Consider the following 26,361-nt stretch of genomic DNA (forward strand, 5'->3'; position numbering starts at 1 on the left):
GAGTTTCAACCTCGAGAGGCCAGGTGGCGCCGTCGATTCGCGGCGCCGCGGCGCTCGAGGAGCGGCTGCAGCGTCTGCGCGAGAGTGGGAAATACGTAGCCGATCGTGGCCAGAACACCCGAAAAAGCCGGGAGGCTGATCTCGGGCTTGCCGCTCTGGATGCACGCGAGGACCGCGTCGGCGACTTGGTCGGGGCTCACCATGGGTTGCGACAGGACAATATCCGGTACGTGATTCAGATCGCCCAGAAACTCGGTGTCGACCGGGCCAGGGCAAACGGTGGACACACGGACACCGACAGACGAAAGCTCCATCCCGAGCGCCCGCCCGAAGGCGCGCAAGCCCGCCTTCGATGCGCAGTAGGCCGCTTCGTCTTTGACGGGCACCTTGCCCGCGAGGCTCGCCACGTTGACGATGGACCCTCCGCCGTGCTGCGCCAAGTGCTCGGCGACCACGCGGGTGAGAAAGATGGGCGCGGCGAGGTTGGTCGTGATGATGGCCGCGAGCGTATCGGGGGATATGCCGAGCGCGGGGCCACGGTGGTTGAGCCCGGCGTTGTTCACCAGGATGTCCAGACGTCCGAAGCGTTCGACCGTGTGCTTCGGTAGCTCCCGCACACTCTCGAAGTGCGACACGTCGGCGACGTACGGCAGCGCGCGCTCCAGACCGATGCGCTGGGCTACTGCGTCGAGCTTTTCGCGGCCGCGGGCGACCAGCACCACCTTCGCTCCCGCTTCAGCGAGCTTGCAAGCAACCGAGTGACCAATACCTGCGGATGCACCGGTAACAATCGCGACTTTATTACGTGCCCATTGGTATGATTCGGACTCCACGGCATCTCCCTCGTGTTAAAGACAGCGCTGCGGCCAAGGTGGAGACGTACCGTCCCCGATGAAAAACGAGCGTAGCGTGTGCAAGTTGGTCGTTGCCACCGTCTAAAACCGGTGCTACGCGTAAAACCGCGGACGTCGCAAAGCGGCTGCGCGCTCTGCCCTCGTTGTTACCCAAGAGGGTTCTCGCGTTGCGCTCTCTCTCCTTTGTCTCGCTCTTGCGGGCCGCCCCAGTTGAAGGACCGCTACTTTTTTTCCCGGGCATGCGGTCGGCCCCTCGCAGGTTTGTGGTCGGTCCCTGTTTTCTTGGGAGGCGGCCATAAGATGGTGAAACGCTCGCTTCTTTGCTCTGTGCATTTGCGAGCAGCAATTGAAATTGACAAAACGGCCCGTTCCACCCCGTCCTCCCTGGCTTCTCTGTTTTTTTCTCTGCCCATCCATTCCATGGGGTGCGTGGGACGCGGCCGATACTGACGACGAATAAAGAAAGGGCGCGCTCGTTTGTCCTGCGCGCATGGCGGGTCTTGTCGAGTCCCTTCACGGAAGCGATATCCACGCTCAACGATCGTGCACTCCGGAGGCTACTGGGGGCGCGTGCATTTCTTCGCGGTTACGATTACGTCCGGCGGAACGCCGTGGGCGAAATCGCCATCCAAGACTCGTCCGCCAAAGGGGAGGTCCGTGGCACCGAGGCCGAGCCCTACCGTGTCCAGCTGGATCTAACGCCGGGCGGCTTTACATCCACTTGCAGTTGCCCCGCCTTTCCGAAGGTCAACGGCCATTGCAAACACGTGGCTGCGCTGCTCATCGCGCTTCGGGACCAATCCCGCGGGGGCAGCCGTGCCTTTGCGGACGACGATCCGGACCTTTCGCAGCCGTACATGGCGTCATCTTCTCATTCTCATTCGTCCCAGCCTTTCTCGGATCTCGCGTCGGCTTCGCCGCCACCGTCGTCTTCGTCTCCTTCGTCTTCTTCGTCCGGCGTGCCGTCGGGCTCGGGCTTGCTCGCCGGCCAGGTGTCCGCGACCGGTGCCGGTCCGCACCCGTCCTTCTCGTCTTCCTCGTCTTCTCAGACTTTTGCGCCAGGCGCTCCTTCTACGGTTACGTCCGGCGCACGCTCAACATTTTCTCTTTCCCGCGATCGTGGAGATTTTTCGATGCAACCCCCTGGTGGGCCCATGGGGCCCAAACCGCCCTCGTATCAAACCAATGGCCATGGACCCGCATACAACGGAGGGGGCGGAGCGGTTCCGGGGGCGGGCGAGGCCGGAATGAGCGGCGGCGGTCGGCGCGGACGGCGGCGTAGGGCCAAGCTGGCCGCGGCCGCGAGCGCCGGACTTCAGGGCGCGCGTGTGGTGCCTGTGACAGCACCGATCGGTCCCCGCGCCCCGGGCATCGTATCCACCGGCGTCGACGCGTGGCTTCCGGAGCCGATGGCGGCGCTCCCCAAGGTGATCGAGTTCCGCATGCAGGTGCGGCCCTTGTCGCTCACGATCACGCTCATCGACCCCAACGCGCGCACCGCGCTCCTTCCGAGCACGCTCCTCCCGCTCTTGGCGCAGACGCCCACGCCCGATCGCGATCCGATCCGCTTGCTGGCGCGCTTCGAGGCCGAGGGCCCGCGCAGGGTCGGCATCGAGGTGCGCGGCGAGGACGTGAGCGATCTGCTCTCCGTGCTCAAAGGGCGCCGCGTCATCGTGGAGCCGCAAATGATGGAGCTGCGCTTCGGCGACGAGCCGCTGCGCCCCCGCTTCGATCTGGAGCTCAGCGCCGATGGCGCCCAGGTCCTGGTCAAATCGAACTTTCAGCGCCCCGGCGATCCGCGCAAATTCACGGTGGCGCAGGGCGCGTGGTTCGAGGGGAGCCCGGGCTGGTACGTCGATGCGCAAGAAGGCGTCGCGCGCCCCATCGACCGGCGCGTCTCGCCGTCGAGCATCCGGCGCTTGGTGCGCGCGCCCTTCATCCACGAGCCCATCGATCGACTGCCGGCGCTCATCGCGCAAGGCCTGCCGCGCGTGGCGTTGGAGGTGGGCGCCGAGCTCCCGGAGCTCTCCCAAGTGGCGGACGTTCGCGACATCGTCCCCACCTTCCGCATGCGCGCCGGCGGCACCCTGACCGAGGCCCGCGTCGCCTTGCGCGCCGCCTACGAAGACGTGGAGATCGACGTCCGCGCCGATGGAATGACCCCGCCGGTCATCGTCAAGGCGCCGCAGAGCGCGAACAAGCGCGCCACCTGTATTCGCTGTGACATCGCCGCCCAGCAAGAAGCGGCCAACAAGCTGCGCGAGCTCGGGCTCGATCCCGACGAAGAGGGCAGCAGCTTCGTGGCGCGCGGCGACGACGCCATCCAGTTCTGGACCGAGGGCATCGGCGAGCTGCCCGACCAGTGGGATCTCTTCGTTCCCGACGACTTGGTCGATGTGCAAGTGCGCGGCGAGAGCCTGACGGCCAACGCGCGCGTCTCGAGCGGCGTCGATTGGCTCTCGCTCCGCCTCTCGTTCGAGAGCGAGGGCGTGGCGGTCACGCAGGAGGAGCTGGCGCGGTGCTTGGCCGAGGGCCGAAGGTACGTGCGCCTGGCCGACGGCTCGTTCTCGCGGCTCGACTCGGAGAAGGTCAAGGCCGTGCTCCTGCGCCAGGCGGAGATCCTGGCCACCGGCGGAGGGCAGGGCGGAAGGCTGCCGCTCTCGCAGGCGGGGCGCGTTCAGGAGCTCTTGCAGCAGGTGGGGCGCGCGGCCGTCAGCGAGGGCGCGAAGGATCTGTTCCACAAGCTGCGCGACATCGACGAGATCAAGGGCGCGCGCAAGCCGCGCAACCTCAAGGCCTCGCTGCGCCCGTACCAGGAGCAGGGCTTCCACTGGCTCTGGTTCCTGCACGAAATCGGCTCCGGCGGCGTCCTGGCCGACGACATGGGCCTCGGCAAAACGGTGCAGACCCTGGCGCTGCTCCTCGCCGTGAAGGCGGCGGACGAGAAGGCGGGCATCCCGTTCAAGGCCCTCATCGTGGCGCCCACCAGCGTGGTCACCAACTGGCTGCGCGAGATGGATAAGTTCGCGCCGTCGCTGAAGCACGCCCTCTGGCACGGCATCGACCGCAAAGAGCGCATCGAGGATCTCGAGGACGCCGACGTGGTCGTCACCAGCTACGCGCTGCTGCGCAGGGACGAAGAGCTCCTCTCGAAACTGAAGCTCCGATATGCGATTTTGGACGAGGCGCAGCAAATCAAGAATCCCATGTCGGCCACCGCCCGCGCGGCAAAACGGCTGCAAGCGGCGCGGCGCCTGGCCCTCTCCGGCACGCCCATCGAAAATCGGCTATCGGAGATCTGGTCGATCTTCGACTTCGTGAGCCCGGGCCTCCTCGGCCCGCTCGACAAGTTCGAAGAGCGCTACTCGCGCCCCATCGACAACGGCGACGCCAAGGCCGCGGGCCGTCTGCGCGCGACCATTCACCCCTTCATCCTGCGGCGCACCAAGGCCGAGGTGGCGCGCGATCTGCCCGAGAAGATCGAGTCCGATCAGATCTGCGAGCTCACGGGCGAGCAAGCTTCGCTCTACTCCCAGGTGCTCAAAGAGGTGCGGGCGCAGGTCATGGGCGAGGTGGAGCGCCAGGGCATGGCGCGCAGCCACATCCAGATCCTGGCGGGGCTCACGCGCCTGCGTCAGGCCGCGTGCGATCCGCGCTTGCTCGGGCTGCCGCGCGAGTTCGGCGACGTCGACTCCGGCAAGCTGGTGGCGCTGCGCGATCTCATCGAGACCAGCATCGCCGGCGGGCACCGGGTGCTGGTGTTCAGCCAGTTCGTCTCGATGCTCAGCATCATCCGCCGCGCCATGGACGAAGACGGCGTGTCCTACGAGTACCTCGACGGCTCGACCCGCGATCGCCAAGCGGTGGTGGAGCGGTTCCAGGCCGAAGACGGCCCGCCCGTGTTCCTCATCTCGCTCAAGGCCGGAGGCAGCGGCTTGAACCTCACGGCCGCCGACACCGTCATCCACTTCGACCCCTGGTGGAACCCGGCCGTCGAAGACCAGGCGACCGATCGCGCGCACCGCATCGGCCAGACCAAGGTCGTCACCACCTACCGCCTCATCGCCAAGGGCACCATCGAGGAGAAGATCCTCGAGCTCGGCGCCAAGAAGCGCGAGCTGGTGGGCGCCGTGCTGAGCGAGGACGTCGGCGGCGCCAAGAAGCTCACCAAGACGGATCTCGAGGATCTGTTCCGCTTCGACGACTGAGGCCCTCGGCGCGCTCGGGCAGGTTCGGTCGGCGCCGCTTCGAGAGCGTCCGGCGCCGGGCTCGGGCAGGTAGGTCGCACCGCGCTGGAAACGGGGTGAGCCATGGCCAATGGCACACGCCGTTTCCACTGGATTGGCTCGATGGTCACGCGCTGCGTCGGCCCTAGGTTTCGTGCATGAAACGAAGCACGAAAGTTGGTCCATGGAGTGACATGGGACTGGGGTCCGGCTCGCAGAGCGTGTGCTGGGGTGAGGCGCTCTCCGAGGATATTTATGCGCGCCATGCGCGCTGCCGAGCGAAGAGTTTTCTCGAGTCGCTGCGCGCGTTGCTCGAAGGTACGAGCCGCTAACCGGTAGCTGCTGGCCGCCGCGGCGGATGGAGTGCGCGCGCCGCGTGGCGCGTTCGAAAGAGGAGAGGCTCGTGCGGTTGCGCCGCCTATCGTGTGGTCGCGGGCGCGCGAGGCTCGTCCCCACGGTTTGGAGGCGCCATGCGCCGGATGCTTCTGGTGCATGGTGCGCCTCCAGGTGGGCCACCGGATCGCCGTCTTCCGGCCATGGAGCCGTCGAAGGCGCAAAAGACGTGTCGCTCTGCCGGGACCGAGCGCAAGCGAAAGTGGAATTTTGCTTGTAGACGCGTAAGATCCATATGGAAAATGATCCCCTGGCTATCCAACTCCACGATCTCGCGCCTTCGTGATCAACTGCGGTTGCGCGGTCAGAGGCCGTCCTTGGTCCTTCCGGAGAACGTCACGCCGGACATCGCGGAGACCTTGCGCCTGCTCGACGAGTACGGCCCCCTCTGCGACGCCATGTACATGATGATGTCGGCCGATGGCGCCGTGACCAACAACGAGCGCGAGGTGCTCACGGGTGCGCTGCGCAATTTGTCGGGCGACACCCTCCGATCGATTCACATCGAAGCGATGTTGGAGGCGGCGGCCAAGAAAACGGCAGAAGATGGGCGGGAGAAGCGAATGCAGGATATCATCGCCACCCTGTCGGAGGATACGACACGCGGGGAAGTTGCCTTCGTGCTCGCAGCCGCCATAGCCTTCGCCGACAACGCGATTGCCGATCAGGAAAACGAGGTCTTGAACCAATTTGCCGAGGGGCTGGGCATCGACGAAGACCGAGCGAACGAGCTTTTGGATAGTGTGGAAGAGGACTTACGCGCGATGGGTGGTTAGGGTTTGGCTTTGAAAGCAGACGATCGTCCCCCCGAGACGGTGGGCAATTTCCGAGTGATCCGGCGCCTCACCAGCGGCGGCACCAGCGACGTGCTGCTCGCGCGTCCCATCAAGCCGGCGGGCGACCATCGCCCGGTCGTGCTCAAGATGCTGCTGCCGCAGTACCAGGACGACCCGGCGTACGAGCGCATGCTCGCCAAGGAGGCGGAGGCCTACGGGCGCCTGCACCACCCGTTCATCGTGCAGCTCTTCGAGGTCTTCGCCGTCCGCGACAAGCTCGTGATCGTGCTCGAGTACGTCGACGGGCTGGCGCTCAACCGCCTGCGCGCGCAGCTGCAAGGGCAGGGGCAATGGCTCGACGACCGCGCCAGCGCCTACCTCGTATGGTGCATTTTTTCAGCGCTATCGGCCGCGCACAACGCGCGCGATCCCGAGACGGGGATCGCGGCGCCGGTGATTCACCGCGACATCAACCCGTCGAACGTGCTCATCCCGTGGGATGGGCGGGTGAAGATCGCCGACTTCAGCATCGCCAAGGTCATTGGCGTGACGGGCGACACCAAGGCCGGCATCACCAAGGGCACCTTCGGCTACATGGCGCCGGAGCAGGTCCGCGGCGAAAAGATCACCGAGCGGGTCGACATTTACACCGCCACCTTGTTGCTTTGGGAGCAGTTCGCGCGCCGCAAAGCCATTCAATATTCCGCGTTGCCCGAAATCGAAGTGATGCGGGCCATGGCCTATCCGCACCTCGTGTCGCTGGACGTGCTGCGCCCCGATCTGCCCGAGACCATCCGCCGCGCGGTGGCCACGGGGCTGGAGGCCGATCCGGCGAAGCGCGAGCTCTCGGCCGACGATATGGTGGCCATTTTGCGCGACTTCGTGTCCCCCGACGAGGGGCGGCGGCTGCTCCAAGACACCCTGTACCGGCTGCGGGAGGGCGAGGAAGAATCGACGTCTGCGGACCGCTCGTGGGCCAAAATGACCCCCATCTCGAGCCCCGACGCATCGTATAACGGTGGCACGCCTCCGGGTTCGGTGGCACGGGGGGAGGACAGCTTGCCCGCATTTCCATTGGAGTCGCTGGAGTCGCCGAGCGAAGGGGGCGCAACCGTCAGGCCGAGCTTCGAGCCGCGCGACGCGCGCGCATCGGACTCGGAGGTCGACCGCGAGACATTGCCCACATCGAGCTTTGCGTTGGGTGCCCTGATGGCGCCGCCCAACGAGGGCTCCGATTCCATCCCCGTCGACACGGAGATGCGGGGCTCGGCGTCGTCCGTCTCGTTCAGCGAGCTGCTGCTTCCGCGCTCGGCGGAGCCCATGACCACGAAGGCCGAGAGCACCACCACGACATCGTCGGTGCCGCCCCCCGATCCGCATCAAGCGACCTTGCTGGGCGGCATCGAGGTGCGGGCGAGCGGCGCTCCGGTGATTCAAGAGGCGGCCGCCGCGCCACCGGCCGGGCCGTTCATTACGCAGGTGGACGAGCACGAGGCGCCGACGTCGCGGCCTCCGCCCGTCGAGGAGACATTGGTGTCGCCGGCGCCTCCGGGCATTCCCACGCCGTCGTCGAAGTCGGTGCCCGTGTCGCTCTCGGGCGAAGAGTCGCCGATGCGGATCCCGGTGCCGGATCTCATGGGGCAGACCATCCCCACGGATCCTCTCATCCCGCCGGCCGTGGGCGGGACGAGCAACGCGCTCGCGGCCACCGTTCCGGCGATTCCGTCGCAGCTGCTTCCGCAGATGATGGCGGACAAGATGAAGGCGGAGCAGGCCAGCGCCGAGAACAAGGCCGATGTGGCCCCCGCGTCGGCGGGCGGCTCCAAGCCCGGCACCATGCCGTGGCAGCCGGAGGCCGCGGCGAGCCCCGCGTCGGGCCCGGGCGCCGAGCCGCAAAAGTCGAAGGTGGCGTGGTGGATCGGCGGCGCCGTGGCGCTGTTTGCTGTGGGGGTGGGCGCCGCGTCGCTGTTCGTTCGGCAGCAAGAGCCGCCGTCGGCCGCACCGGTGACGCAAGCCGGGTCGTCCGCGGAAGCACCTGGCGCGCCCGGCGAGGCACCTGGCGCGCCCGGTGCACCCGCGGCCGCGCCGCTTCCATCGGGGGCCGCGGCGGCTCCTTCCGAGCCGGCGAAGCCCGAGGCGCCCAAGGCGGAGCCGGCCAAGCCGGAGCCGGCAAAGGCGGAACCTGCGAAACCGGAGTCGGCCAAGCCGGAGCCGGCGAAGCCCGAGCATGCCAAGCCGGAGCCGGCGAAACCGGAGCCCCCGAAGGCCGAGGTCAAAGAGCCGGCCGCGCCGGCACCGGCCAAGGGCGACGACAAGACGGGCACCTTGGTGGTGGAACGCGGCGGCGGCCACCGCATTTTCCTCGATGGCAAGGTGGTAGGGCAGGGCGCGGGCAGTCACACCGTGCCGTGCGGCCGTCACACCATCAAAGTGGGGAGCGACGGCGCGCCCCAGGAGCTCACGATCCCGTGCGGGGGCACGGTCAACGCGAAGTGAGGGGAGCCTCTTCGCCGCGGTAAAAGTCCCAGAAGAGGCCCGCCCACGTCTCGCCGCCCTTGTCGGTGGGGTGGATGCCATCGACCCGTCGCTGAATCTTCATCAGGCTCGAGTCGAAGAATTTGCACGGCGCCGCGTTCTGTCGAATCACCTCGACGATGCCCGTGTCCTTCTTCCAGGTGGGGGGCCCGATCCAGTAGCACTCGCGCCCCTCGGTGCGCTTGGCGATGCTGGCCACGTGGTGCGCGAACCCCTGGGGCGAGGGGATGAACACGTCGTTGGTGCCCAACGTGATGAGGATCAAGTCCGGGTTGTGGCGGGCGATCAGCTTCTTGAACTTGTCGGAGTGGTCGAACGTTACGATCGAGGCGCTGGTCCACACATCGTGCACATAGTGGGCGCCTTCGGCCTTGAAGCGGGCCTCGAGCGCCCGCGAAAGGCCGCCGTAGTAGCCGACGGTGGAGTCCCCGACGTGCAGCACCGTCTGCGGGATCCGCTTCTCGGCCCGTACCGCCGCCCCCGCGTCTCCGCCGGCGTTTGCGGCCAAGGTACCGGGTGCGCCCGATGCGCCGGGCGTGGCCTGTGGGGCGGCAGCATCGGCAACGTTGTGCGCGACGTCGTTCGTCGCCGTGGCGTCGGCGACTGTGTCGGTCGCCTTGTTGGCCGCGGCGCCGGACGACGAGGAGGCGCACCCCCCGTGCAGAAGAATGGCGCCAACGAGGGGAGCGATCGCCACCAGCGGTGCCCAGAGGAGCAGCTCTTGGGCGGAGGCGCCTCGCGCGCGTACGCGTGTGCGACTACGGCGCCACGTCCGCGCAGCAGCGGAAGCCGGTCGAGTAGTCGTGGTACCAAATTTCGTGCGCCTTGGTCTTGTAGGTGCAGCCATCGCCATTTTGTTGCGTGTCGAGGTAGTAACCGCCTCGGAATGTTCCAGCTGGGTCCGCCACCCACTCGTGCAGGTTACCCACCATATCGTAGACGCCGTACCCGTTGGTGCACCCTTCGTGATCGGCGGTCTTCGCCAAGGTGCCCTCGACCTGGTTCAGCATGGGGTTGTTCATGCGGTCCATCGACCAGAAGGTGCGGTCGCCGGGGGCGCCGAATCCATAGAGCGCACCCATGGCGCTTCGACCATGATCGTTGCAGCGGCGCGTCTCGCGGGTGGCGCCATAGCCAAAGGTCGTTTTTTCAGGCCCCATGCAGGCAGTTTGCCACTCGGCCGGCTTGCAGAGGCGCTTTCCGGACCGCGCGCACGCACCTGCCGCGTCCGTCCCGCTGATGTATGCCTGCGGAACCACGTGGGGGGCGCTGATGGCCCGAACGGTCTGCCCGTCCACCGTGGAGTAAGGGGAGAAGCCGCGCTCCTCGCCGTTGGGGAGCACCTCGACCAGCGACGCCTCGTACTTATCGACGCAGAAGCGGTCGTCGATGCTGGCCATATCGGGCGGGCAAAGCCCACCGGCGACCGGCCGGTCCTCTTCCGGAAGCAGTTCCTCGAGCAGCGAGGACGGCCCGCCGTTGCTCGGCCGCGCCCCCGCCATATCCTGCCCCTGCTCGCGCCCGCCCAGCGCAAAGCCCACGCGCCCTGCGATGCGCGCCCGCCCCTCACTGTGCCGCCGTGCCTTGGCCGCCGCGCCCATCGCGCGACCGACACTTGCCTGCACGACCGTCGCCGACCCACCTTTGCCCCCCTCGAGGCCAGCCACCCCCTTGGCACATCCCCCCGCGAGTCCCATGAGAACTCCCACCAACATCGCGGCCAGTGCGACAGACCGCTTCGAGAACTCCTTCGTCGGGGGACCTTGCAACCTGCACCTCCTGGAACAACTCCAGCCAATGGCCGGAGACGCGCCAAAACGGCCGCGACCGAACCGTCTTAGAACGGCGGCGCTTTTCCTTGGAACCCTTAATCGACCCGGGTGCGAAAAATAGGTGACACCTCGGATGAGGTGTATCCAACCGACAACAGCATTTTGCTGCGACGAAATTTAGATAAATTTCGATTGGTTACCCATCGATCTCGAACCTAAAACCTCTAAGGTTTCGGATCGCATCTCTGGCGGGCTCATCACGAAACGCCTGCGGCGCGTTTCGCATCCGCCACCAAGGCGTCGAACATGTTGGCGGTCAGCCTTCCAGTCTGGGTGTTCTGCTGACTCACATGGAAGCTTCCCAGGAGCAGAGGTGCCCCCTCGATCTGCGCGCGTGCGCCATGACCGAACTTGGGCCGCGGCCGAGGAACGGCGAACCCTTGCCGCTCGAAGTGCCGGAGCGTGGCATCCCACCCGATGGCGCCCAGGGCGACGAGCACCCTCCGGTTTCGAAGGAGCGCCAGTTCCTCGTCCAGGAAACGCTGGCACTGCACGATCTCCTCGGGCGAGGGTTGGTTGTCGGGCGGCGCGCACCGCACGGTGGCGACGATGAAGACGTTCGAGAGCGAAAGGCCGTCGTCGCGGGAGACGCTGGTGGGCTGGTTGGCCAGCCCGGCGCGGTGAAGCGCGGCGAAGAGAAAGTCGCCCGAGCGGTCCCCGGTAAACATCCGTCCCGTTCGGTTGGCCCCATGCGCCGCGGGGGCCAGCCCCACGAGCACGATGCGAGCGTCGGGATCGCCAAAGCCCGGGACCGGTTTGCCCCAATAGGTCCAATCCCGGTACATTCGCCGCTTTTCATGCGCCACCTTCGAGCACCACTGGACGAGGCGCGGGCAAGCTCGGCATCCGACGATGGCTTCCCGCAGGCGTGAAAGTTCGGCAGAACCGGAAGAGGTCGAAGAAGAACGCGACGGCGCGGAAGAAGAAGAGGAAGGGCGGGGCGGAGGAGTCGGCATGGAGGAGCAGCGCGAGATTTCTCGCATCTACTTTACCCCGGGGATGTTTGGATTCGGGCGGCTTGGCCCGTATAGCTACTTTTCGCACCTCGAGAAGGCCATCGAGAAGCACTTCGCGGCCGCCGGGCGCGAGGCGCAGACGTTCATCCTCGATGTTCCTCCCACGGCCTCCATCCGCCGGCGCGCGGGGCGTTTGGCGGAGCTGATCGCCAACACCTGCGAGGAAGACGGCGTCCTTGGCCCCATCCATCTCGTGGGCCACTCCACGGGCGGCTTGGATGCGCGTCTGGTGGCGTCCCCCAGCGCGGTGTTGCCCGTCGAACCCGACGCGATGCGGTGGTTGCCGCGCCTTGCGAGCGTCACCACCATGAACACCCCCCACTTCGGGACACCGCTCGCGAGCTTCTTCGCCACCGTCAGCGGACAGCGGATGCTCTATGCCGTGAGCGCCCTCACCGTGATTGCCCTGGGCCTTGGCGCTCCTCCGCTCGCGGCGGCCAGCGCCCTGGTGATCGCCGTGGGCCGGCTCGATCGGGCCCTGGGGGTCGAGCTCGGCATGCTGGACCGCGCCACCGACGCCCTGATGCGCGTCCTCGACGACGCCCGACGCCGCGAGGTGCGCCTGTACCTGGAGGCCATCCGCGAGGACCAGGGCTCCATCATCCAAGTGACCCCCGAGGCCATGGACCTCTTTCAATGCGGCGTGGAGAACCGGCCCGGCCTCCGCTACCAGTCGACCGCTTCCATGGCGCCGCCCCCCACGCCGACCCAGTGGATGCGCACCCTCGGCGGCCCGTGGAGCGTCATCAGCGCGCCTCTCTTCGCCAGCCTTTACAGCCTCACGGCGCGCTGGGACGAGCGCTACCCCTGCGCCGCCCCCAGCGCGGGGCCCGAGACCGAGGCCATGCTCGCCCGAGCGTTTCAGCGATCGCCCGGCGCCCGCGCCAACGATGGCGTGGTCCCTATCCGCTCGCAGCTATGGGGCAAGCTCGTCTGGTGCGGCTACGGCGATCACCTCGACGTCCTCGGCCACTTTCGTGACGCGCATGGTGTGGCGAGCCATGTCGACTGGCTGGCCAGCGGCGCCGAGTTTCAACGCAGCGGCTTCGAGGCGCTCACCCGCGCCGTGGCCCGGGGCATGCTCGAAGGCGAGGGCGCGCCCGCGTCGCTTCTTTAAGAACGAGAGCGCGCCCGCGTCGCTTCCTTAACGAGGGCGCCTCGCGCTCTCCTTTAAAGGACGAGCTCCCGGTACACGGCACCGTACCCGCGGCACATCGATTCAATCGAACATCGCTCCACCACGAACCGCCGCGCGGTCTCGCCGATGGCGAGCATCCGGTCGCGGTGTTTGACGGCGTCGTGCATCCGCAGGCTCAGCGCGGGCACGCTTCGATCGTGGGCCAGAAACCCCGTGATCCCCTCCTGCACGATCTCGGGCACGCCCCCCACGGGGGATGCGACCACCGGGCGGCCCATGGACATCGCCTCCAGGTTGGCGATGCCCAACCCTTCCTCGCGCGACGAGCACAGCGCCGCGTGCGCCTGGAGCAACACCGGGCGCGGATCGTCCAGCATCCCGTGGAAGCGCACGCGGGCCTCCAAGGCGTGCTCGCGGACCAGGGACTCCAGGCTCGTGCGCTCGGTGCCATCGCCCACGATCTCCAGGCGCGCCTCGGGGACGTGGCGCAGGGCTTCGATGGCGCGATCCACGCCTTTGCGGCGCTCGAGGCGGCCCACCAAGGCGAACGTGAACGGGCCGCTGCGGGGCGGGGGCGCGCCCGTGAAGTGCGCGGTGTCGACGCCGTTGTGGATGACCCGCGCCCGCGGAAACATCTTCGGATCTTTGGCCATGGCCGTGCGGCGCACGTGCTCGCTCACGAACACCGCCGAGTGCGCGCGCCGGAGCGACCAGCGCGAAAAGGGCCAGCAGCTCGGATCGTCGTACACGCGCGTCGAGTGCTCGGTGCGCACCACCGGCAGCCCCAGACGCAGCGCGGCGCGGGTGCCCGTGACCTGCGAGCCAAAGGTGTGCAGCTGCACGATGTTCGCGCGCTCGGCGCGGGCCACCTCCACAAGCCACGCCACGTCGCGCGGGCCGAGGGCGCTCCAGAGGAAGGCGAGGGCGCTCTCGCGCGAGCGGCCTCGATCGCACACGCGGAGCCCCGCGCGCTCGAAGAGGGCGGCGAGGGCGGTGTTGGGGGTGATGAGCGCGATGGCGTGCGCGGCGCCGCTCTCGTCGGGGCGCGAGGCCAAATCGCACAGCATGCGCTCGGCGCCGCCGACTTCCCCTGCGATCACCACGTGAAGGACGCGTATCTCCATGCCTCGGGCCACCTCCCGCACGCTACGTGAGAGCTTGCACCGCGACGGCGCGCTGGGCGCGCTCGATCTTGGCCTCGAACCGAAACCAAAACACGATGGCGATGGCGAGCTGCACGCACGACGTGGAGAGCGCGATGCCCTCGAGCCCCATCACGTTCATGAGCACCACGTTGAAGCCGGCGTTCAGCCCGGCGTTCAGGGCGCCCATGCCCAGCATGATGCCGCTGTTCTTCATGGAGACATGCGCGCGCGCGAGCACCAACAAGACGCCGAAGGGCGCGAGGCCCACGAGGTGGTACGGCAGGAGGTGCGCCATCAAATCGACCTTCGCGGCGGTCATTTCGCCGTGCAAAAACACCAAGCGCAGAAGCGGCGTGCGAACCAAGAAGAGAAGAATCGAGATGCCCACCAGGAGCGCCGCCACGATGAGGACCGCGCGGCCCACCGTGGCGCGCAGCTTGCGGAGGTGCTCGAGCGTACCGCCCGCGAAGTCGTCGGATAAGTGGGAAAGCAAAACGGGGAGCAGCGCGGCCTGGAGGAGCGAGGTGGGAAGGGATGCCACGTCCCCCGAGTTGCGCAGCAACGTGAGCGCGCCCTCGACCCCGACGAACCCCGCCATCAACTGGTCCACCACCGGGTTGATGCGGGTCACGGCGCTCCCGCCCACCTCCGCCGCGACCAGCCGCGCAAAGCGAAGGGCCGGCTCGGGGCGCTCCAGGGTCAGGTGGATCTTCAGCCGGACCCACTTGAAGGCGATGACGAGCAGCACCGCGATGGCCAAGAGCTCGCCCGCCAAGGTCCCCATGGCGATGGTGAGCACCCCGAACCGATGGCGAAGGGTCGCGATCACGGTGAGCTGCGCGATCACGCCCATCGAGCTGGCGAGCGGCTGCGCCACGTAGTGGTGGTCGGCGTTGAGCACCGCGTAAAAGAACGTCTTGATGGCCATGGCCACCAGCACCACGCAAAACAGCGGCACCATGTGCATGGAGAGGGTCCACGCCTCGCCCTGGTAGTGCACGGAGAAGAAGGCCATCGCCAGGAGCCCCACCACCAGCGAGAGCGCGCTGCCGATGACCCCCGTGTGCGCCAGGATGGAGCCGAGCACGGTGGGGATGCTCTCTTTGCGGGTCAACTTCACCTCGGCGAGGATGGGCACCAGCGCCGAGTCCTGGAAAATGCTGAAGACCAAGGAGCCGGCAAAGTTGAAGACCGCCCAGGTGAATTGATACACGTCGGTGTCTTGCTTGGCGCCGAACCAGATGGCCACGAACAGCGGCAAGAGCGCCTCGCCGCCGCGAAAGACGATCTGCATCGGGAGCAAGAACAGGGTGGTGCGAACGATGGCCCGTCCACTCACGATGCGCCGTGCCCCCGCGCGGCCTCGGTTCCCCGCGCCGCCGCGGGCGCGTTCGGGCTTGGAAAGAGCGCTGCGGTGTCCGAGAGCCCGATGACCCGGATCCCCTCGGCGCGCGCAAAGGCGAGCAGGCCCTCCAGGCGCGAAAGAATGGCCCGGGCCTCGCGCTCGTTCTTCGCGTACGGGCTGGCGTCGGGGATGATCTCCACGTTGTGGAACATGGCGTTGAGCACCACGGGCCTGCCGGGGACCGCGGCGTTGGCGCTGCGGATTTCCTCCTGCGCCAGCCGGATCATGGCCTCGCTGCTCGTGCGGGTCGGGCGCAGCCAGCGCGGCTCGAGCCGGGTGCCGACCACGGGCAGCCTTCCGAGCGGGTGCGGGCGGATGGTGAGCGGCACCTCCAGGATGGGGCTCGAGCCGGGCCTCCCTGGGTGGACGGGATCGGGATGGTAAGGCTGCGTGGGCGCATCGAGAAAGGCGAGGCCGGGGGCGCCGTTGGGGGCCCAATCCATGTGCGGGGTGACGCTGGACTCGACCGCGTACCCGAGCTCCTCGAGGATGGGGATGGAGTGCGGGCCGATGCCAAAGCGCCCGGCGCGGAAGCTCGTGGGCTGGCGGCCAAAGGTGCGCGCGAAGAGCTCGGTGAGGTAGCGAAGCTTGGCCGCCTCCACGTCCCGCGGGTAGTCGCGCTGGAAGGCGTCGGTCACCTCGGGCTCGAAGGCGCCCGGCTCGGCGAACTCGCCGTGCAGGTGGGTGCCGAGCTCGTGATCGCCCTTCAAGTGCGCGAGCGCATCGGCGCTGCGTTCATCGCGGATGACCTCGGCCGAAAGCAAATACGTGGGCTTGGCGCCGTAGCGGGAAAAGAGCGGCTGCAGACGGCCCGCGATGCCCTCCAGCACCCCGGCGAAGGCGAGGGGCCGCTGCGAGCGCCACTTTGGGCCCTTGTCGCACTCGCAATCGATCGTGACGAGAAGATAGCTGGCCATCGTTGCTGCGGAAGCCTCGCGTGCCGGGAGGAAGAAGGACGAAGAAAGCGGAAGAGGGAGGGGAAAAGAGCGAGAAGGAGGTAAAAGATACGAGAAGCCACCTCGCCTTGCTGGGTGGCGAGCGGATACCTAGCATGCCGGCGCAGCCCGAAACCGAGCAACCTTCCTCGCCGAGAACGCTTCGCGCGCGCCGCACCGATCCCGACGCGACCCGCTTCGACCCGCTGTTTTTCGAAAAAGATCCGCTCTTTTGGCCCATCGCCGCCGCGGCGGCCGTCTTTCGCGGCTACCTCGATTGGCCGCCGGTCGAGGACTATGCGCGCGCCTTTCGCGGCGCCCCGTTGCCCATTTCGTTCGAGCCCGCGCGTCCAAAGCCCAGGCGCTCCCGGCGGCGGGCGGCGGGCGAGCCGGAGGCCGCGGTCGACCTTGGGGCGCTGTACGACGGCCGCATCACATTGACCCGCTCCGTGCCCACCCGGCCGCGCTCCTGGCACGACTTTCTGAACGCGCTCATCTGGGCCACCTTTCCCGCCGCCAAATCCGCGCTTCACGCCCGCCAGTACGCCGCCATGTCCACCCACGTGCCCGCGTCGGCCATCCGCCTTCCGAATGCGCGCACCCGCGAGCTCGACGCCCTGGCCATGCTCGACGAAGGCGGCGTGATCGTGGCCGCCCGCGAAGCCTCGGGCCCCGCCGACGCGCGCGATGCGCTCATCTTCGGCCACGCCTTGTACGAGGGCTTGGTGCTCGGCGGCCGCGCCATGATCGCGCGCTACCTGGCGATTTCCGAGGGCCTTCCCGAGGGGGCTTCGGATGGAACGATGTTCGGGCCGGGCGACTTGGGTGACGTGGATGATGCGCTCGCGGCGCGGTTGGCCGATGCCGCGAGGCCCATCCTGCCGGAGTCGCTGCCGCGGGTAGCGCTCCAGTCGCTTCGCATCCCCTCTGCACAGTTGGGGATATAACGCGACAATCGTTCGGCGCGCGAGCACACCTACTGGTCGTGCGAAGCGGTTGTGGTAGCGTCCCACATTTAATGGACCGCCTTCTTTCCGCGTCACGATCCGCTCTACCCGCCTTGGTGCTCCTCCTGTCGAGCGCCGGGTGCTTCAATCGCGCTACGTTCGAGGGGGACTTCCAAAACGCGCCGCTCGCCCAGAACCCCTTCGTGGCCGGGCCCGAGCACGCGCAAGCACCGCCCACCGCGAGCACGCGCCAGGGTGACTCGTTTCGCATCACGCTTGCCGATAGCAAAGAGGTCTGCGTGAGCGGGCAAACGTCGGACGACGCGGCCCGCGTCCGGGTGGCCACCTTTGTCTTGGAGTCCTACAACTCGCCGGACGAACAGGGGAAGGTGGCGTCGGTCAAGAGCAAGCGGGTGAAGATCATCCAGGACACGGAGCGCTCGACCAACCGCGGGGTGGTGGAGCCGGTCACCGTGTTCGAAGCGTGCTTCGACAACAAGCACGTGTTCACGGCGGAGACCGCGTACCTCACCTTGCAGCCCGAGGCGCAGCACGTGGCGAACAAGCTCTTCGTCGCGTGGCACTTTACGAAGGATCCGGTCGTCCGTGAAAAGCACGCGCTGGACCTGCCCCAGCTGCTCCCCGGCCGCGACGAGGTTCGCATGCACAGCAGCGTGCCCCGAAGGCCCCGCGAGCTCGAGCGCTTCGAAGAGCACGGCGGGTCCGCGAACTAAAGGAAGGCGACGCCCGGTCGTCGGGCGTCCTTTCGGACCGGTCTCGTGGGCTTGGCCCTCGAAAATCTCTCGTTTACCTCTCGTTTCGAGCCTCGCCGAGGCAGGTGTCTTCGCGGGCCATTTCGTTGCTCGAGACGGTAACGGAGTGCGAAAAGCCCTGCTATAGGACCTGCCATCTTGATAAGGCGCAAGGTCCGGGTTCTTTTTATCAATGACACGGCGCGTAACGGTGGTCCGGGACGCAGTCTCTTCTATATCTTGAAGTTTCTGGACCCGGCGGTGGTTCATCGCGCCGTCGTTCTTCCGCGGCCCGGGGTCATCGGGGAGCTTTACGCGAAGGGGGGCGTGGTCGACGATTTGTTCTTCGAGCAAAACCTCGTCGAGAACCCCATCGAGCCCTGGGACCGTCCCATGCAGCGCGAGGACTTCGACGCGGCCATGCCGCTCAAGGGAGTCCGTCTCGTCGGCAATGTGGTGCGCGGGGCCCGCGCCATCGCACGACTGACCGCGCTCGCGCGCCGCGGCCGTTACGACTTGCTCTACTGCAACGGCACCAACGCGGACTTCGCCGGCGGCGCGCTGGCGCGAACCTCGGGTGTGCCGGCGCTGTGGCACGTGCGCTACACCTCGATCCAACCTGTGCTCGCGCCGCTACACGATCGGCTGGCCGCGAGCCGTGGCGTGCGCCGCATCATCTGCGTGTCGCGCGCGGCGGCGGCGCTCTTCCCGCACTGCCCGGAGAAGGTGAGCGTGATCCACAACGCCCTCGACGTGGACGAGTTCAACACCGCCCACGTTCGGCCCAGCTTGCGGGCCGAGCTCGGGGTGGGGCCCGAGGTGACGATTTTCGGAAGCCAGGGAAGGATCCTGCGGCGCAAAGGCTATATCGAGATGGTTCGTGCAGCGGGGCTCGCCCTCTCCACCCTCTCGGCCGCCGAACGTGAGCGCGTGCGCTTCGTCGTCATCGGCGATACGCCTCAGGATTTCCGGCCCGATCACGTGGCCGAGTGCCGGGCGCTGGCCGAGAGCCTGGGCATCTCGAAATCCGTGCATTTTCTGGGCTTTCGCGAGGACGTCAAACCCTACGTGGCCGATTTCGACGTGGCGGTGGTGCCCAGCGTGTACCCCGATCCGCTCCCGCGCGCGGTCATCGAATCGATGGCCATGGGCAAGCCGGTCATCGCGTTCGACGTCGGCGGCGTGGCCGAGATGCTCGCGGACGGCGTCACGGGCACCCTCGTCCACCTGGGGGAGGCGGGCGCCGAGAACGGTCACGCCACGAAGCATCCGGATCGCGGTGTGCAAGGACTGGCCAACCAGTTCGTGCGCTACGCCCGCGATCCCGGGCTGCGTCTCGAGCAGGGAAGGGTCGCGCGGATGCGCATCGAGAAAGAGTTCAGCGGTGAGCGGCAGGCGATGAAGATCCAGCACGAGATTTTGCGGGCGGCCGGCTTCGTCGAGGGTGGCGAGGGCAACGAAGAGCTCGAGGCGGCTCCTTGATCCAGCGCATCGTTTCCAAGGTCGTCGACTGGAGTGGTCGCAACGCGCTCATCGTCTTGATGGTGGCCCTCGCCGCCATCGTGGCGAGCTGGAGCTACGCATCGCACCTTCAACTGAGGGCCGATCTCCTCGAGCTCCTTCCGCGCGACAGCCCCGGTTTCAAGGCGTTCGAGCATCAGCTCGGGCGGGTCGGCGGCGGCGCGGATCTCATCGTGGTGGTCGAGTCGCCCGAGCGGGCCGCGAACGAGCGCTTCATCGACGCGCTCGCGGGCAAGCTCGAGGCGAAGATCGCCGAGCACAAAGAGTGCGTCGCCGTCTGCAAGGACGATCAAGCGTGCCGCGCGACCAAGTGCGGCCCCGATCTGATCTCGTACCTGGAGACGGGGACGAAAGAGGTCCGCAAGTTCTTCCAGGACAACAAGTGGCTCTACGCCGACGTGAAGGATCTCGAGGAGGCCGACAATACGCTCGACCACCAGATCGCCTTCGCCACCGGCTCGGTGACCGATCTCTCCTCCGAGGAGCCCGCGCCGGCCTCGAGCGCCGCGCCCGCGAAACCGAAGGCCCCCAAGGCGCCCGCGGCAAAGGGAGCGGCGGCCAAGGACACCGCAAAGGGCGAGCCGGCACCCGCCGCGGCGGAGAACGCGGAGAAGCGAAAGCCCGCGCTCGGCCTCGACCAGTACCGCGACCGGTGGCAGCAAAAGGCGAACAAGAGCGACGATTTCCCCACCGGCTACTTTGCGACGCCCGACGGGAAAATGCTGGGGTTGCGCATCATCTCCAAGACGGCCGGCATGGGCGACGCGAACGGCGACGCCTTGATGCACATGGTCGAGCAGATGGTCGCCGACATGAACCCGCGCTCCTTTCACCCGGAGATGCAGGCGGGGCTGGCGGGCAACATCGCCAACGTGATGGAGGAGAAGGCGTCGATCGTGAGCGACGCGGCCTGGGCGACCGGCGCGGCGTTCGTGCTGATCGTCGCGGGCTTGGTCGTGTTCTTTCGGTCGCCGTGGTCTTTGGTGGTCATCATCGTGCCGGCCATCATCGGGGTGGGGTGCGCCTACGCCTTTGCGATGGTGACCTACGGCTATGTGAACACCTCGGGCGCGTTCCTGGGCGCCATCATCCTGGGCAACGGCATCAACTACCCCATCGTGCTCCTGTCGCGCTACCGCGAGTTCCGGGCGCGCGGCCTCTCCGCCGAGCAAGCGCGTCGCGACGCGGTGTGGAACGCGTTTCGCGCGGAGCTGGTGGGCGCCAGCGTGGGCGGGATCGCCTATGGATCGCTGGTCATCACCAACTTCCGCGGCTTCAGCCAGTTCGGGCTGATTGGCTTCGTCGGCATGCTCTTGGTGTGGGTCTCGATGATCCCGGTGGTGCCGGCGCTGGTGGTCATCATCGAGTGGATTCAAGCGCGGCTGCCGCCGTGGCTGCGCGATCCGGCGCCCAAGATCGAGAAGGACGGGAGCAAGGGGGTGATCATCAAGCAGATCGCCCTGATGACCGAGCGCCGTCCGTGGCTCTTCGTGGGCGCGGCCGTGGTGCTCAGCCTCGTGACGGCGTGGAAGCTGCCGGGCTACCTGCACGATCCCTGGGAGTACAACTTCGATCGGCTGGGATCGCGGGGCTCGAAGTCCTCGGGCGCCGGCGCGTGGTCGACCAAGGCGGAGCATGTCTTCGGCGGCAAGATGAACATCGCGGGGGCGCTCATGCTGGCGGACACGCCGGAGCAGGTCCCGCTGGTCAAGGCGCAAATCTTCAAGAACGACGCCGCCGATCCACAAGGTCAGCTCATCGCCGACGTGACGACCATCGCCGATCTCCTCCCGGGCACGCCGGAGGAGCAGCAAAAGAAGCTCGAGGTGCTCGATCGCATCCGCGACCGTCTCAGCCCCGCGGTGCTCGCGTCGATCGATCCGGCGGAGCGCACGCGGGTGGAAGAAATGAGGCCGCCCGAGAGCCTGCGGGAGCTCGCCGGCAAGGATCTACCGGGCCTCTTGCGGCGAAGGTTCGAGGAGGCCAACGGCACCATCGGCACCGTCTTCTATGTGAAGCCGCGCGAAATCTCGCTCTCCGACGGCTACATCGCGCTGCGCATCGCCAAGACCACCGACAACGTTCGCTTGCCCGACAACGTGGTCGTACAGACCGCGAGCCGCTCGACCATCTTCGCCGAGATCATCCGCTCGATGGAGCGCGACGGCCCGCTGGCCACCGGCGCATCGTTCCTCGCGGTGTGCGTGGTGGTGCTGGTGGCGACGGCCAGCCTTCGCGGCTTCCTGGTCGTCATCGGTTCCCTGGTGATGGGCGTTCTCTGGATGATCGGCGGCGCGGCGCTCATCGACATGAAGCTCAATTTCCTGAACTTCATCGCGCTCCCCATCACCTTCGGCATCGGCTCCGAATACCCCTTCAACGTCTTCGACCGCTCCCGTCTCCTCGGCGGCGACGTCACCGGCGCCCTCAAGCGCACGGGCGGCGCCGTGGCCCTCTGCAGCTACACGACCACCATCGGCTACGGCGCGCTCCTCTTCAACGACAACCAGGCGCTCCAATCCTTCGGCAAGCTGGCCATGTCGGGCGAGATCCTCTGCCTCGCCGCCGCGCTGCTGGTCCTTCCATCCATCCTGCACCTCTGGCCGCAAAAGAAGAACCAAGAGGTGACGGCCCGGGATAGCAGCGCGCCGGCGGAGTAAGGCGCGAAGGGGGACTGGCGCGGGGGGTGGTTCGGGGTTAGCCTGGCGTTATGCGTGCTCGAAAATTACTCGGTGAAGTGCTCGAGCTACCCGAGGAGCAGCGGGACGAGGTCACGCGCGAGCTCATCGCTTCTGGCTCCCCGCCCAAGCCGGAAGAAGGTGCGGAAGAGGCATGGGGTCGCGAGATCGAACGCCGAGCCATCCGCGCGTTGAAGCCGGACTGGACTGGGCGCGACGCGGCCGATGTCCTCGCTGATGCCGAGGTGGCCATCCGCCGCGTGCGATGAAGGTCGTGCGGGTGGATCCCGCTGCGGACGAAGAGCTCATCGACGCTGCCGTTTACTACGAGACCCAAAAAGCTGGGCTCGGCGCGGACTTTCTTCGCGCCATTCGCGAGCGCCTCGCTGCGCTTCGCACCGACTCGATGGAGAGCAGCCGGCCGCCTGGCGTCTCGCCGGAGCTCCCCGTACGGCGCGTCTTCGTGCGACGTTTTCCGTACGTCATCGTATTCGTCGAGACGTTCGACGAGGTGCGGGTGATCGCGATCGCACACAGCCATCGCAAGCCGGGGTACTGGGCGAAGCGCCTTTAGCCATTCGCGCGCGGCGCGGGGCTTTAGACCAAGTCGGTGGCGCGGGGGGCGGTGTTGCCCTCGGCCCAGTCGAGGAGGCGGCCGACCTCGTGGCGGAGGAGGCGGAAGCGCATGTCGGCGGGGTGGATGGCGATGCGGGCGGGGACGGGGATGCGCGGGGGGAAGGTGGCGCGGGCCAGGCGGCAGAAGGCGACGCTGGAGATGAGACGGCTGGGGGTGCGGCTCGCGTAATTGAGGACGAGGCTCGGCTTTTTGCGGCGGGTGGTCGGGGCGTACATGTAGAGGTGATCTTCGGTGTACGGGATGCCGCGGTCTTGGAGGAGGCCCAGCATCCAGTGCGGCATCGACCACGCCGGGGGGATGAAGCCGTCGATGCGCAAGCCCGCGCCGGTGAGGATCCGTTCGCCCTCGGTGAGGCGCGCCTTGGCCTCCTCGGGGGAGACGTCGCTGAACTCGGCCTCGCCGCCCGAGACGACGCGCTGGGCGAAGAAGCGCGAGGCGCGGCTACCGGGGCGCGCGTCGTCGCACAGACGGGGGGCATCGGCGAGGTGGAAGAAGCCGTGGAGGAAAATTTCGTGGCCGCCCGCTTGGAGGGTGCGGAGCCAATCGCAGAACGAGGCGTCGGCCTCCAGCGGGTGCTCGCCGTGGAAGTTGGGCACCACCAAGAGCGCGGGTTTGCATCCGCGCGCGTGCGCCATTTCCAGCGCGAGCTCGATTTCACTGCGGAATGCGGGTGCGACGTCGTGAATCGATACGTGAACGCTCACTGGGTTTTTCCTTTTTCGAGAGCTCCTCGTACATCGAATAGAGCCGCCGGAAGTGATCTTCTTCGCTCGGTACCCGCTCGGCCGCCCGCCGCGCATAATCGGTCACCTCCGCCCGATCGCGCGAAAGGAGGCGCTCGCACGCGTGCATGCAGGCCATGGCGTCGCCCGACGGATAGATCTCGGAGCCGCCCGGGAGCGCTTGCTCGGCGGCGCCCCCCTCGTCGGGCACCACGATGGGCAGCGCGCAGGACACCGCCTCCGCGATGCCCAGCCCGAAGGTCTCGAAGGGGCAGCCGTGGATGAGCAGATCGGCGCTGGCCATGATGCTCGCCAGCCGCCCGCGGTCCTTGTCGAAGCCGAAGAACAGCACATCGTCGCGCCCGGCCACCCGGGCCTTGAGCTTGTCGCGCTCGGGCCCGTCGCCGAAGATGGCCAAGGTCACGCCCTTCATGTTCGGACGCTGGCTCAAGGCGAAGAACGCATCGAGCACCACGTCCCAGCGCTTCTCGACCGCAAAGCGCCCGATGGCCACCAGAAGAGGCCCCGAGCGGGCGCCCAAGAGCTCGCGCTTCAGCGATTCGCTGCGGGCGTCGGGGTTGAACACCCCCTTGTCGACGCCAAAGGGCAGGTAGGAAACCCTTCGCACCCCGTGCGCCACCAGCTTCTCGGCCTGCCACCTGGATGCTGCGAACGTCGCGTCGCATGCGTCGGCGATGCGCCGGATCCACGCCCAGAGCGGCTCCACCACCAGGTCCACGGTCTGGGTCGATAGCCTTCGGGTCAGCGGTCCGCGCAGGTACGTGTCGATGAAGTCCGCGTGCCATACGAAGGTGCGGATGCCAAAATTTTTCCGGGGCAGCGAGAGGCAGCTCGCCGCGGCGACATAGGGCGAATGAATCTCCACCACATCGGGCCGCTCTTGACGTACCAGACGGTGTACCGCATCGACCCGCCAGAGAAGATGATAGGTGGGGTCGTAAGGTAGCGCAGGTCCACCTACATGTAGTACTCTGCTCTGGCCGGTAGAAGTGTGTGCTTCCCCGGCTACCTGCAGCGTGGTTTTTTCACCGGGCGCGACCACCCAGTGGTCATGGCCCAGCTGGCACGAAATATGACCTTTGGCAGTGAGATGGCTTCGAACCCCGCCTCCCCTTTTCGAGTAGAACTCGGTCACGTCGACGACCTTCATGCCCGGGACTCCGCAAATGGAGGACCCGCCTCTTCCCCGCACCAAACACGCGCGCAGGGAGAGGCGAGCTCTGGGAATGGTACGAACGGCACGCCCAACGCGACCGTCCTGCGCCTCGCTTCGAGCGGGGCCGCCTCGAAATCAAACAACTCCGCGAAAAAACACGATGAATCGGTCTCGTTTGGACTGGAGGAGCTCCCTCCGTTTGCTCGTTTGGCAGCACGACAGGGGCGTCCTTTGCGGGTAGCCATTCTCAGTGACTTCACGCGGATACCGTATGCCAACGGTGCAGCATTTCAGACACGCTTTCTGTATCAGGAATTGCGTCGGTGTGGTCATGAAGTCACAGTCATCGGTCCACACGATCCGGATGCCAGGCCGGAGGATCTCGCACCAGGTACCGTATCGCTACCCAGCCTCCCACTGAAGACGTACCCCGGGGTGCACATCCCACTTCCTCTTGCCTCATGGGTGTACGACGCCGACCGATGGAACTTCGACATCGTGTTTGCGCAAACGACATCCTTGCTGGTCGAGTTCGGGCTCTGGCTGCGCCGCATGAAGGGCATCCCGCTCCTCATCGTGAACACCACGCACCTGGCGGCCGCGTACGACGTTCTGTTGCCGGAGAAGCTCTCCAAGATCGAAGCGGTGCACGGCGGCCTGGAGATGTTTTTGCGCGGGCCGTACGAGCAGCTCTTCGCGAGCATCTACAACGAGAGCGACGGTCTGGTGGTCCTGTCCGAGGGCCTGCGCCGCTACTGGCGCGAGCGCGGTGTCACCGCGCCGATTCACGTGATCCCGCGGGCGGTCCAGCCGGAGCTGTTCGATCGGCCGCTCGGCGCCGATCCGTACGCGCACTTGGGCGGCGGCCGGCTTTCGCGGGGCGCGCGGCTCCTCTGCGCGGGGCGCCATACGCGGGAGAAGTCGCAAGACCGGCTGATTCGCATCTTCGCGCGCCACATCGCGAAGGCGGAGCCGGATGCCACCTTGACCCTCCTCGGCGAGGGGCCCGACACGTCGTACTACAAGCGGGTGGCGGTGGAGGAAGGCGTCGCGGATCGGGTCTTTTTCCCGGGTGAGGTGCCGTTCTCGCAGATGGCCGACTTCTACGCGTACGCGGACATCTTCGTTCACGCGTCGCTCAGCGAGACGTACGGCAACGTCATGGGCGAGGCCCTCTGGTGCGGCACGCCGACCGTGGCCTTCGCCGACGGCATGGGCGTGAGCTCGCAGATCCAAGACGGCGTCAATGGCGTGCTGCTCGCCCCGGGCAACCGCGGCGGCGGTCGCGATGAGGCGGATGTCGCCTTTGCGCGCGCGGTCCTCAGCCTGGTCCGCGATCCCAAGCGCCGCGGCCGAATCGGCCAAGCGGCGGCCAAGATCGCCCGCGAGCGCGCGCATCCCCGCGTCGTCGAGGAGCGCATCGCCGACGCATTCCAGCACGCGCAGGACCACGCCGCCGCCTGCGGCCTCCGGCCCGTCGCCGACCGCCCCAAGGCGCTCCAGTGGTACACCACCTTCCGCTACTTCCGGCCGTGGACCACGTTCATGGGCGGCATCTACCTCTTCGGCCACCTGCGGCCGGCCAAAGAAGAGAAGCGCAAGCAGATCAAGCACCCGCAGATCAGCAGCTGACCCTTCGGGCAACGGCCCGGCGGGCGAGCGAATCGACCAC

Annotated in this window: 21 protein-coding genes; 12 read left to right on the top strand and 9 right to left on the bottom strand. The window is 67.2% G+C overall.

Translation table 11 applies throughout. The features are described from left to right. Window positions 1-5: 5 nt before the first annotated feature. Window positions 6-833 carry an SDR family NAD(P)-dependent oxidoreductase gene (locus LZC94_18745; protein ID WXB19260.1) on the bottom strand — a complete coding sequence of 276 codons (828 nt, stop codon included), beginning with the start codon at window positions 831-833 and terminating at the stop codon, window positions 6-8. A gap of 1,175 nt (window positions 834-2,008) precedes the next feature. On the opposite strand from LZC94_18745, the gene LZC94_18750 reads away from it, so the two are divergent. From LZC94_18750 to LZC94_18765, 4 genes are all read left to right on the top strand, one after another. Then, window positions 2,009-5,062 carry an SNF2 family helicase gene (locus LZC94_18750; protein WXB19261.1) on the top strand — a complete coding sequence of 1,018 codons (3,054 nt, stop codon included), beginning with the start codon at window positions 2,009-2,011 and terminating at the stop codon, window positions 5,060-5,062. 212 nt (window positions 5,063-5,274) lie between these two features. Further along, window positions 5,275-5,412, top strand: a complete 138-nt coding sequence (locus LZC94_18755) for a hypothetical protein (protein WXB19262.1) — start codon at window positions 5,275-5,277, stop codon at window positions 5,410-5,412. Between the two features lie 303 nt (window positions 5,413-5,715). Continuing rightward, window positions 5,716-6,249 (top strand): TerB family tellurite resistance protein, encoded by a 534-nt coding sequence (locus LZC94_18760; GenBank protein ID WXB19263.1) that lies wholly within the window; start codon window positions 5,716-5,718, stop codon window positions 6,247-6,249. Between the two features lie 9 nt (window positions 6,250-6,258). After that, window positions 6,259-8,745 (top strand): protein kinase, encoded by a 2,487-nt coding sequence (locus LZC94_18765; GenBank protein ID WXB19264.1) that lies wholly within the window; start codon window positions 6,259-6,261, stop codon window positions 8,743-8,745. Here the strand turns inward: LZC94_18765 and LZC94_18770 are convergent. The 3 genes from LZC94_18770 to LZC94_18780 all read right to left on the bottom strand — a co-directional run bounded on the left by LZC94_18770 (window position 8,732) and on the right by LZC94_18780 (window position 11,482). Continuing rightward, window positions 8,732-9,481 (bottom strand): SGNH/GDSL hydrolase family protein, encoded by a 750-nt coding sequence (locus tag LZC94_18770; GenBank protein ID WXB19265.1) that lies wholly within the window; start codon window positions 9,479-9,481, stop codon window positions 8,732-8,734. The genes LZC94_18765 and LZC94_18770 overlap by 14 nt on opposite strands. 61 nt (window positions 9,482-9,542) lie before the next feature. Continuing rightward, window positions 9,543-10,409, bottom strand: a complete 867-nt coding sequence (locus tag LZC94_18775) for an SUMF1/EgtB/PvdO family nonheme iron enzyme (protein ID WXB19266.1) — start codon at window positions 10,407-10,409, stop codon at window positions 9,543-9,545. A gap of 404 nt (window positions 10,410-10,813) precedes the next feature. Further along, entirely contained in the window at window positions 10,814-11,482 is a 669-nt protein-coding gene (locus tag LZC94_18780) for a uracil-DNA glycosylase (protein ID WXB20212.1), read from the bottom strand. Between LZC94_18780 and LZC94_18785 the strand changes: the two genes are divergently transcribed. Further along, entirely contained in the window at window positions 11,469-12,749 is a 1,281-nt protein-coding gene (locus LZC94_18785) for a hypothetical protein (GenBank protein ID WXB20393.1), read from the top strand. The genes LZC94_18780 and LZC94_18785 overlap by 14 nt on opposite strands. A gap of 53 nt (window positions 12,750-12,802) precedes the next feature. Here the strand turns inward: LZC94_18785 and LZC94_18790 are convergent, their stop codons facing one another. From LZC94_18790 to LZC94_18800, 3 genes are read right to left on the bottom strand one after another with little or no spacing between them, the layout of a single operon-like run. Then, the gene (locus LZC94_18790; GenBank protein ID WXB19267.1) at window positions 12,803-13,894 is read right to left on the bottom strand and encodes a glycosyltransferase family 4 protein; all 1,092 of its coding nucleotides are present in this window, start codon (window positions 13,892-13,894) and stop codon (window positions 12,803-12,805) included. 22 nt (window positions 13,895-13,916) lie between these two features. Next, complete coding sequence (locus LZC94_18795; protein WXB19268.1) at window positions 13,917-15,254, bottom strand: hypothetical protein; 1,338 nt, start codon at window positions 15,252-15,254, stop codon at window positions 13,917-13,919. Next, on the bottom strand, window positions 15,251-16,237 hold the full coding sequence (locus tag LZC94_18800; protein ID WXB19269.1) for a hypothetical protein: 987 nt from the start codon (window positions 16,235-16,237) through the stop codon (window positions 15,251-15,253). Before LZC94_18800 ends, LZC94_18795 begins: the two co-directional genes overlap by 4 nt. Window positions 16,238-16,371: 134 nt before the next feature. Between LZC94_18800 and LZC94_18805 the strand changes: the two genes are divergently transcribed. From LZC94_18805 to LZC94_18830, 6 genes are all read left to right on the top strand, one after another. Next, window positions 16,372-17,202, top strand: a complete 831-nt coding sequence (locus tag LZC94_18805; protein WXB19270.1) for a DUF3025 domain-containing protein — start codon at window positions 16,372-16,374, stop codon at window positions 17,200-17,202. A 113-nt stretch (window positions 17,203-17,315) separates the two neighbouring features. Continuing rightward, a complete protein-coding gene (locus LZC94_18810; protein ID WXB19271.1) occupies window positions 17,316-17,936 on the top strand; it encodes a hypothetical protein in 621 nt (206 codons plus the stop codon). Window positions 17,937-18,194: 258 nt separating this feature from the next. Next, complete coding sequence (locus LZC94_18815) at window positions 18,195-19,436, top strand: glycosyltransferase family 4 protein (GenBank protein WXB19272.1); 1,242 nt, start codon at window positions 18,195-18,197, stop codon at window positions 19,434-19,436. Continuing rightward, window positions 19,433-22,135 carry an MMPL family transporter gene (locus tag LZC94_18820; protein ID WXB19273.1) on the top strand — a complete coding sequence of 901 codons (2,703 nt, stop codon included), beginning with the start codon at window positions 19,433-19,435 and terminating at the stop codon, window positions 22,133-22,135. The genes LZC94_18815 and LZC94_18820 overlap by 4 nt, the downstream gene beginning before the upstream one ends. 50 nt (window positions 22,136-22,185) lie before the next feature. Beyond that, entirely contained in the window at window positions 22,186-22,422 is a 237-nt protein-coding gene (locus LZC94_18825; GenBank protein WXB19274.1) for a hypothetical protein, read from the top strand. Between the two features lie 11 nt (window positions 22,423-22,433). Further along, window positions 22,434-22,727, top strand: coding sequence for a type II toxin-antitoxin system RelE/ParE family toxin (locus tag LZC94_18830; protein ID WXB19275.1), 294 nt, complete (start codon window positions 22,434-22,436; stop codon window positions 22,725-22,727). Window positions 22,728-22,750: 23 nt separating this feature from the next. Here LZC94_18830 and LZC94_18835 read toward each other — a convergent pair whose 3' ends face one another. Both LZC94_18835 and LZC94_18840 read right to left on the bottom strand, forming a co-directional pair. Beyond that, window positions 22,751-23,494: a DUF2334 domain-containing protein gene (locus tag LZC94_18835; protein ID WXB19276.1), complete on the bottom strand. Its 744-nt coding sequence runs from the start codon at window positions 23,492-23,494 to the stop codon at window positions 22,751-22,753. Then, complete coding sequence (locus LZC94_18840; GenBank protein WXB19277.1) at window positions 23,445-24,683, bottom strand: glycosyltransferase; 1,239 nt, start codon at window positions 24,681-24,683, stop codon at window positions 23,445-23,447. Before LZC94_18840 ends, LZC94_18835 begins: the two co-directional genes overlap by 50 nt. On the opposite strand from LZC94_18840, the gene LZC94_18845 reads away from it, so the two are divergent. After that, entirely contained in the window at window positions 24,624-26,321 is a 1,698-nt protein-coding gene (locus tag LZC94_18845; GenBank protein ID WXB19278.1) for a glycosyltransferase, read from the top strand. The genes LZC94_18840 and LZC94_18845 overlap by 60 nt on opposite strands. Window positions 26,322-26,361 lie beyond the last annotated feature (40 nt).

Source organism: Sorangiineae bacterium MSr11954 (assembly GCA_037157815.1).
Lineage (GTDB): Bacteria > Myxococcota_A > Polyangia > Polyangiales > Polyangiaceae > Pendulispora > Pendulispora albinea.